The following is a 9,166-nucleotide window of genomic DNA, read 5'->3' as shown; positions in this document are numbered from 1 at the left end:
GTTATCTCGACGGCGGCGCCGCATGACCAGCACCAGGCCGGCGCCGGGCGCACGTCAAGGTGCAGCGCGCTGTTCTCGGCCAGCGTGCCGCGGCAGGCGGCGCCGAACGAAAAACGCAGGGCGCTTTCCTCGATGCACGACAGCGCGCCCAGTTCCAGCCAGACCCCGGTCACCCGCTTCGCCCCGTGCGAACGGGCCTGTTGGCCGATCAGCGCCAGCGCCTCATAGCACAGGGCCAGCTCATGCATGCAGGGTTCCCCGGTCCGCATCCTTGTGCGCCCGCGCCGTTACCGTCACCCCGCTTTGCTCCAGCGCGGCTATCACCTGTGCCAACGCCGGCTCCACCGCCCGCAGCACGCTATCGGTCAGGCCGATGCGCATGCCGAGCGATTGCGGCTCCACGCCCACAAGCGTCAGGCGGCGGGGGAACTCGTCCAGCAGGCGCAGGGCCATCAGCACATCGGCCAGCCCCAATTGATGCGGCGACAGCTTTTGCGTCAGGAACGCCGGCACCTCATCGTCGCGCAGCACCACCACCGCGCCGGGACAGTGGCCGGCCAGCACCGCGTCGGCCACGATCAGGTGATCGCGGCCGGACATATTCTCCAGCAGCTCCATGCCCGAAGTGCCGCCGTCCAGGATGTCGATGGCGGGCGTGAACGTAAACCGGCGCGCCAGCGCCTCGACGATGCGCACGCCCACCGCTTCATCGCCCAGCAGCAGATTTCCGATTCCCAGCACCAGAATGCTCATCACAATACCTTTACCCGGTTCACTTCCCGTCCGGTGGCGTCCACCAGGTGCACGGCACATGACATACAGGGGTCAAAGGAATGAATGGTCCTGACCACCTCCAGCGGCCGGGCGGCGTCGGCCACCGGCGTGCCCACCAGCGATTGTTCATACGGCCCGGGCACGTCCTGGCCGTTACGCGGCCCGGCGTTCCAGGTGGAGGGCACCACCGCCTGGTAATTGGCGATCTTGCCGTCTTTAATCACCACCCAATGCGACAGCATGCCGCGCGGCATTTCGCCGAAGCCCACGCCGCGCAACTCTTTATCCAGCGGAATCTGCGGTTTGATAAAGGTCTGGTAATCGCCCCGGCCAATATTGTCCACCAGCAGTTGCCACATCGCGCTCAGCGAGTCTTTCAGCACGCAGCAGTGCACGGTGCGCCCGATAACCCTTCCCAGGGTGGAATGCAAATAGGCTTCGCGCAGCGCCCCGCCGGTGAGCTGGCGGTAGGCGTCGCCAAGCTGCGAAAAATGGGTTTTCGCCCCCGCATGCCCCGCCGCCAGTCCGCACAGCAGCCAGGCCAGCGGGCCGACCTCCACCGTCTGGCCGTAAAATATCGGCGATTTTACCCAGGAATATTTACCGTCCTCCTGCCAGCCGGTGTACTGGGGCCGGGTGCGGCCTTCCCAGGGGGCCAGCGGCTCATCATCCTGATACCAGGCATGTTTGGCGCTTTCCTGGATACCGTCCATCAGGAACGGATCGGTATGGCCGGCAATGGGGCGGAAACGGGCGGCGTCGCCGTCTTCCAGGTAACCGCCCGTAAGCCAAAAGGTCTCGCCCTTGCCGTCCAGCGGCAGCTCCGGCACGCTCAGGTAATGCCGCGCCCCGCGCCCCATGGTCAGCCACTGCGGATAGTGCGCGGCAATCGTCACGCAGTCGACTTTATACACCTGCTCGATAAAGTCGCCCAGACGATCGATAAAGGTTTTGACGTACATCAGCCGTTCCAGGTTCAGCACGCTGGGCATATCCGGGTTGATGGCATTGGCGACGCCGCCGACCGCCAGATTCTGGATATGCGGCGTTTTACCGCCGAGCATGGCGACGATTCGGTTGGCGTCGCGCTGGCACTCCAGCGCCTGTAGATAATGGGCCACCGCAATCAAATTGACCTCCGGCGGCAGCGCCATGGCCGGATGTCCCCAATAGCCGTTGGCGAAGATGCCCAACTGGCCGCTGGCCACCAGATCCTTGATTTTCTGCTGCACCCGGGTGAATTCCGCCGCGCTGTTCAGCGGCCAGGTGGACACCCCTTTCAGCAGCGTTTCCGCCTTGACCGGATCCGCCTTGAGGGCGGAGGTGATATCCACCCAGTCAAGGGCCGACAGTTGGTAAAAATGCACGATATGGTCGTGGATGCTGTGGGCCGCCAGGATCAGGTTGCGGATATACTGTGCGTTTACCGGCACGCTCATGCCCAGGGCGTGTTCCACCGCGCGCACCGAGGCGATGGCGTGCACCGTGGTGCAAACCCCGCAGATACGCTGGACAATCATCCAGGCGTCGCGCGGATCGCGGCCCTGGAGGATCTCCTCCATACCGCGCCACATGGTGCCGGACGACCAGGCCTTGACCACTATCCCCTGTTCAATTTCGCAATCAATGCGCAGGTGGCCCTCGATACGGGTAACCGGATCAATGGTGATGCGTTGGCTCATGCTCTACCTCAATAGGACGATCGTTATGGCGGGTCGCCGGCCCGGGCAGTACCGGCAACAGGCGAATCAACAGGATATAAGCGCAGACCTCGATGGCGATAAATCCCACCGAAATCAGGATTTCACCGGCGGCCGGAAAATAGCGGTAGCCGCCGCCGGGATCAAAGGCGATAAGGGAATAATCCAGGCGCCACAGCGCCGCCCCCGACAGCATGCACAGCCCGCCGATAAATAGCGCGCGGGCGTCCCGGCGAACGCGTTGCCAACACAACATCAGCAACGGCGCCAGCATCAGGACGATTTCCGTCCAGAACAGCGCGGCGTACCGATCGCCCGCCCACAGATAGCCGGTTTTGCCGCGCCAGATAAGTTCGGCGAAGCGCAGCAGGATAAACAGCGTCAGGAAAACCGCGATAATCCGCACCAGGCGCGCGAACAGCGGCGTTTCGTCCGCGCCCCGGCCCGCAAGCCCCGCCCGCACCAGCGATCCTTCGAACACCACCATGGAAAATCCCATGATAAAGGCGGTCAGCAGCGAAAACAGCGGCAGCATTTCATAACTTTGCCACAGCGGATGCACCTTGATGCCGGCGGCAATCATCAGCGATCCCATGGAGGATTGATGCATGGTGGGCAACAGAACGCCCAGCGACAGGATCAGGAACATCGCTTTACCCAGCCATTTTCGCGGCGCCGCCCATCCCCACTTTTCACACAGCACCGGGGCGAATTCCAGTGCCATGATGGCGATGTAGATGGTCATGCACACCGCCGTTTCAAACAGCACCGACGAGGTATTGAAATGCCCGGGAAGATAAAAATACGGCAGGTTCCAGTAGCGCCCGACATCAATGGTGATGGACAGCCCGCCCAGCGAATAACCAAACAGGCTGGCCAGCAGCGCCGGACGCATCAGCGGATGGAACTCGCCGCGGTTAAAGACATAGACCGCCCACGCCAGCGCCCAGCCGCCGCAAGCCAGGCCGGTGCCCACCAGCAGGTCAAAGGCAATCCACAGTCCCCAGGGATAGCCGCCGTTCAGATTGGCCACCGAACCGATGCCGAACAGCAGCCGCCGGAGGATAAGTCCGGCGCAGAGTATGACCAGCGGCGCCAGATACAGAATCGGCCTGGCGAACAGCCGTCCGCCCAGCGGCTCGGCCTTATGCGTCGTCATGAATGTCCTCCCCCGGCGGCGTCGCGCCCGCCGCTTTTGCGTTGCGTCCATCCCGGTCAGGGTCGCCGGGCCGGACGTGCCGGTCGCCTGTGCCGTCGCGGGTCTGGTTGTCAGGCGTGGCGGATTCGTCCGGCGTATCATCGTCGTCGTGGTTGTCGCGGGTATTGCGCCGCACCAGCAGCGTCAGTCCGGCGAACACCGCCAGCGGCAGTACCATGCCTTTATACAGCGAATGCTGGATATGCTCCGAGCGCGCGCCGGTGGATAAATCCGCCAGCGGCGGCAGGTCGAGGTTTTGCAACGGCACGCCGGCCAGTACCAGCACCTGGGTGCCGCCGCCCTCCTTCTCGCCATAGATATGCGGTTCATAGCGCGGCAGCGCGCGCGCATAGCGATCCTGGTCGGATACCCGCTGGCGGGGATACCAATACTCCACACCCGGGGTCAGCGCCAGACGACGGCGGGCTTCGGCCAGCAGTTCCTCCCGCGTGCCGAAAATCACCGCCCCGGTGGGGCACGCCTCGACGCAGCCGGGCAAACCGCCGTTATCCAGCCGGGCCAGGCCCGGCTGGTTGCAGAGTTCGCATTTGTGGATTTGGCCCAGCGGATTGTCATAGTCGTATTTCGGCACGTTGAACGGACAGGCCACCATGCAATAACGACAGCCGGTGCAAACAGCGGGATCATAATGCACCACGCCGGTCTTGGGGTGCTTTTTCAGCGCGGAAACCGGACAAACCGACACGCAGTTGGGGTCGACGCAGTGCATGCACTGCTTTTTAATATAGGCGTAGCCGTCCTGGAGCCGGTCTTTGTGTTTACCGCTGCCCGAGGTCCATACCTGGATGATATTGTTGGTGTAGGGGCTAAGCTTGTCGTTATTGGACCAGGTGGCATCGCCGCCGGCATAGGTCGTGCCGCCGGTCGGTTTGGCGGAATGATTGACCTGCTGGCATTTCGCCACGCAGGCCTGGCAGCCCACGCACAGCGTGGAATCGTACAGCATGCCCAGCGCGCCCGGAATGGGCGGAGCATTATGCGCCTGCGCCAGCGCGGCGGCCGGCATACCCGCCAACCCCGCCCCGGCGCAGGCCAGTTTAAAAAAATGACGTCGGTTCACGGCTCATTCCTCCCGGGACGAATCATCGTCCTCAATCCGCCGCTGCTTGTTCCGCGCCCGGCTCAGTTCGCGCACCGTCATCACGCTGACCCCGGCCACCACGCCCAGCACGCCGCCGATAAGGCCGGTGGCGGTGGCGGAGCGCGGCGCGCCTTCCGGCTGATGGATTGCGGGTTTTTCCACCCTGGGGGTGGGATTTTCCACATTAGCCAATTGGAAAATTCCCTTGGTAAAGCCGATGCCCTGTTCATTACAGCCATAACAGGGATGGCCGATGCCCACCGGCCAGATGCCGCCGCCCACATCGCAAAATTGCAGGGTCGGGCAGTTGCCGTAGGTCTCGGGTCCTTTACAGCCCAGGTGGTACAGACACCAGCCCTGGCGATGCCCTTCGTCGCCAAACTCCCGGGCAAAACGCCCCGCGTCGAAATGCGGCCGCCGTTCACAGTTTTCATGAATCAGACGCCCGTAGGCGAAGGTGGGCCGCCCGGCGGCGTCAAGCGCCGGCGGGCGGCCCCAGGTGATGATATGGGCCACCGTCGCCAGGAAATTATGCGGATTGGGCGGACAACCCGGGATATTGATGATGGTTTTGCCCGGCAGCGCTTCCTGCAGGCTGGCCGCCCCGGTGGGATTGCTGCCGGAGGCGGGTACCCCGCCCCAGGCGGCGCAGGAACCGATGGCGATAATGGCGGCGGCGCCCTCGGCGCACTCACGGATATGCTCGACAATCGGCTTGCCGGCCACCATGCAGTAAACACCGCCATCCTTGAGCGGTATCGAGCCGTCCACCACCAGCAGGTATTTGCCCCGGTATTGTTGCACGGCGCGCTGTTTATTTTCCTCGGCCTGGGCGCCGAAGGCGGCGGAAAGCACCTCATGGTATTCCAGCGAAATATCGTTGAGCAGCAGATGTTCCAGCGTCGGATGCGTCGCGCGCAGCAGGGATTCGGTGCAGCCGGTGCATTCCTGGGCGCCAATCCACAGTACCGGCGGCCGCGACGGCTGCGTTAGCGAGCGGGCCATTTCACCCGCCGCGCGGCTGCTCAAACCCATAGTGGCCGCCAGGGCGGCGCACAGTTTTAAAAAAGTACGGCGATCAACCCCCGCGGAGGTTATCCTGGTATTCATATCGATGCTGGGCCTCTCACATAGCAACGCTGTTCAACTCGGGCGGTGTGATTACAGCCCCGAATTAATATCAGCAAGTTAAATTGATCTTCATCAATTTACGGTCAAATGACATTTGATATTTTTATAATATGTGACCAGGAACATTTTTAAGCGGCATGATATTAACAACCCGCTTTATTTATTTCCCCTAGGCTGAGCCTCTGCGACTTATATTTCCACGACATCGGCCATTAAATAACTAATCTGTTATTTTACTAAGTAAAATAATCAAATCCCGGCGATTATTTTTTACCCGGCAAAATCTGACGCGGGTTTCAGGCGCGCCCGCCGCTATTTTTTCCGGGAGTGTGAAGCAGGCCTGCGTCAAATAGCCGCAAATTCCTTAACATCAAATTCATTTTGCGGCGTAATGTTACGCGCAGCAAGATACGGGTCCCACGCGAGTTTTACCCTTTCATTCCGGGCGGGATTAACCGATACGGAGAAAACATGGCCGGAAACAGGCGCAAAACACCGCTGACATTGAGCACCTCCGTCATTTTAATGGTATCGGGCGTGATCATTTCGGTGTTGGTGGTGGTCCATATGCTGTTGCTAAGCCAGATAAGCGAACTGGCCGAGAATAACGTGCGCGACAAGGCCTTTGCCATTGCCCGCACCCTGGCGCTGGATCCCGAGGTGGTGCGGGGGTTAAGCGGCCAGGACCAGCCTGGCGTCATCCAGCGCATAGCCGAAGCCGCCAGGATCCGCAACGATTTGTTTTTTGTTGTGATTACGGATATGAACCGGATACGTTTTTCCCATCCGAACGCCGAGCTGCTGGGCAAGCTTTATGTCGGCGACGATATCCTCCCGGCGCTCCAGGCGCGGGAACACCAGGCGATAAACCTGGGCACCCTGGGACGGGCGCTGCGCATCTATACGCCTGTCTATGACGCCACGCAGCGGCAGATAGGCGTGGTGGCGATTGGCATTTCATTAGACACGGTGCAGACCATCATCAACGTCAACCGCTGGAACCTGCTCTGGACCGCCCTGATAGGCGCCGCCGTCGGCGGTATCGGCACCTGGCTGCTGGTGAAGGCGCTTAAGCGCATTATGCTGGGGTTTGAACCCCATGAGATTGCGCAACTGTTCGAGGAGCGCAACGCCATGCTGCAATCGGTCAAGGAGGGCGTGATTGCCGTCAATGCCGATGGGCAGATCACGCTTATCAACGACGAGGCGAAACGACTGTTCAAACAGCACGGCCCCTGGGAAAACCTGCTGCTGGACGCGGCAAGCAAACACTGGCCGGCGCAGCTCTATTTGCGCAATGTGCTGCACACCGGCAAACCCCAGCGCGATCGCGAAAGCCATATCAACGGCAGCGTGCTGATAACCAATACCGTGCCGGTTATCGTAAAGGATAATATTGTCGGCGCCATCGCCACATTCCGCGATAAAACCGAGGTGGCGCGCCTGCTCGAGCGTCTGGACGGCATGTCGGCCTATGCCGATACCCTGCGGGTTCAATCCCACGAGTTTATGAATAAGCTGCATGTGATCCTCGGCATGCTGCATTTAAAAAGCTACCAGGCGCTGGAATCCTATATCCTTAAAACGGCCAATAATTATCAAAACGAAATCGGCACCCTGATCCGCATCGTCAAGTCGCCGGTTATCGCCGGCTTCCTGCTCGGCAAGATTAACCGCGCCCGCGATCTTGATATCAGCCTGGTGATTACCGAGGACAGCTGGCTGCCGGATACCGGCGATAACGATACCACCGCTTGCCTTATCACCGTATTGGGCAATGTGCTTGAAAACGCCATGGATGCCCTGACCGGCCGTGAAAAGGGTACCATCACCGTCAGTTTCCTGTATCAGGATGATATGCTGCTGCAGTGCAGGGTGAGTGACGACGGCCCCGGCATCGACCCCGCCCTGGGGGAGGCGATTTACCAGCGCGGTGTTTCCACCAAAGGCGCAGGCCGCGGCATCGGCCTGTATTTAGCCCGACAGGGCCTGGAGCGGCTGGGCGGCCGGATGACCTTTATGTCTGAACCGGGGGTGAGCACCCGCTTCGACTTCACGTTGCCTTACCAAATAAAAACGGGTTAACCCTATGATAAACACTTTGATTGTTGACGATGACGCCATGGTGGCCGAATTGAATAAATGCTACCTGAACCAGGTCAGCGGATTTCAATACCATGCCACCGCCTCCACGCTACAGCAGGCCCGGGCGCTGCTGATGGCGGCCGGCGATAAAATCGATCTGGTGCTGCTGGATATTTACATGCAGCAGGACAACGGGCTGGACCTGTTGCCGACCATCCGTGAAATCAGCGAGCAGACCGATGTATTGATTATTTCCTCGGCAACGGACGTCGGCACGGTGAAAAAGGCGTTTAAATACGGCGTGGTGGATTATCTTATTAAACCTTTCCAGTTCGCCCGCTTTGAACAGGCGCTGGTCAGCTACCGCGAGGAGGTCAATTTGCTCGACCTGCGCGAGAACTGCGCGCAGTCGGATATCGACCATTTAATCCATCACAAAAGCGCCGAAGCCGACCACGGACATAAAAAACTGCCCAAAGGCCTGACCGTCATTACCCTGCGCACCATCTGCGAGTGGATTGAACAAAGCAAGGATCGGGAGTTTTCCACCGAGATGCTGGCCAACGCCATTACCATCTCCAAGGTATCCTGCCGCAAATACCTGATATATCTGTCTGAATCGGATATTCTCACCACATCCATCTTTTACGGTTCCATGGGCCGGCCGGTCTATTTTTACCGCTTATTGCCGGAAAAACTGGCGGCGCTGCGCCAGTGCTATCAATAACCGCCGCCGCCGCGCCATCCATTGGCGGCGGCGGTGCCTTCCGCTATATATAATACTAATTACCAGACTTAAACCAAATTATTTATTTCACATCATGATTCATAACATATAAACAACAATATTATTTGCCTGAAGAAGACAGGCCATAACATAAATATTTTAAATTATATTATTAACTAAAAAAACCGTCGGTATGTGATTCAGCACAATCAATAAGGTTTTAAACAGAGTTATTTGTTAAGCAGCGAATTTGAATGAAGTTTTATAACAAGGGAAAAGTCATTATGGCATTTTTTATTCAACTGGCCGTTATTCTGGCCTGTCTGTTATACGGAGCAAAAAAGGGCGGTATCGCCTTAGGCCTTCTGGGCGGCATCGGCCTGGTTATCCTGGTGTTCGTCTTCCATCTCGAACCCGGTAAACCGCCGGTGGACGTGATGCTGGTGATT

The 9,166-nt window shown here is 59.4% G+C and carries 9 protein-coding genes; 3 read left to right on the top strand and 6 right to left on the bottom strand.

The genetic code is table 11. The features are described 5' to 3' along the window. From VGC33_RS09120 to hybO, 6 genes are all read right to left on the bottom strand, one after another. The coding region (locus VGC33_RS09120) for a hydrogenase/urease nickel incorporation protein (protein ID WP_331120436.1) at positions 1–248 on the bottom strand (248 nt) is incomplete at its 3' end. Then, positions 241–753, bottom strand: coding sequence for a HyaD/HybD family hydrogenase maturation endopeptidase (locus tag VGC33_RS09115; RefSeq protein ID WP_331120435.1), 513 nt, complete (start codon positions 751–753; stop codon positions 241–243). The genes VGC33_RS09120 and VGC33_RS09115, both read right to left, overlap by 8 nt. Beyond that, positions 753–2,456, bottom strand: a complete 1,704-nt coding sequence (gene hybC / locus VGC33_RS09110) for a hydrogenase 2 large subunit (protein ID WP_331120434.1) — start codon at positions 2,454–2,456, stop codon at positions 753–755. Before hybC ends, VGC33_RS09115 begins: the two co-directional genes overlap by 1 nt. Then, complete coding sequence (gene hybB / locus VGC33_RS09105) at positions 2,434–3,633, bottom strand: Ni/Fe-hydrogenase cytochrome b subunit (RefSeq protein ID WP_331120433.1); 1,200 nt, start codon at positions 3,631–3,633, stop codon at positions 2,434–2,436. Before hybB ends, hybC begins: the two co-directional genes overlap by 23 nt. Then, positions 3,620–4,753 (bottom strand): hydrogenase 2 operon protein HybA, encoded by a 1,134-nt coding sequence (gene hybA, locus VGC33_RS09100; protein ID WP_414636914.1) that lies wholly within the window; start codon positions 4,751–4,753, stop codon positions 3,620–3,622. The genes hybB and hybA overlap by 14 nt, the downstream gene beginning before the upstream one ends. 3 nt (positions 4,754–4,756) lie before the next feature. Further along, positions 4,757–5,884: a hydrogenase 2 small subunit gene (hybO, locus tag VGC33_RS09095; RefSeq protein ID WP_331120432.1), complete on the bottom strand. Its 1,128-nt coding sequence runs from the start codon at positions 5,882–5,884 to the stop codon at positions 4,757–4,759. A 492-nt stretch (positions 5,885–6,376) separates the two neighbouring features. Between hybO and VGC33_RS09090 the strand changes: the two genes are divergently transcribed. The 3 genes from VGC33_RS09090 to VGC33_RS09080 all read left to right on the top strand — a co-directional run. Then, entirely contained in the window at positions 6,377–7,990 is a 1,614-nt protein-coding gene (locus VGC33_RS09090) for a sensor histidine kinase (protein WP_331120431.1), read from the top strand. A 4-nt stretch (positions 7,991–7,994) separates the two neighbouring features. After that, on the top strand, positions 7,995–8,717 hold the full coding sequence (gene dcuR, locus VGC33_RS09085) for a two-component system response regulator DcuR (RefSeq protein ID WP_331120430.1): 723 nt from the start codon (positions 7,995–7,997) through the stop codon (positions 8,715–8,717). Between the two features lie 284 nt (positions 8,718–9,001). After that, a partial coding sequence (locus tag VGC33_RS09080; protein ID WP_331120437.1) for an anaerobic C4-dicarboxylate transporter family protein occupies positions 9,002–9,166 on the top strand: 165 nt, incomplete at its 3' end.

Source organism: Acerihabitans sp., from assembly GCF_036398755.1.
In the GTDB taxonomy this organism is placed as follows: domain Bacteria; phylum Pseudomonadota; class Gammaproteobacteria; order Enterobacterales; family Enterobacteriaceae; genus Acerihabitans.
The sequence above is the reverse complement of the archived record's forward strand: the minus strand, read 5'-3'. Positions and strand labels throughout refer to the sequence as shown.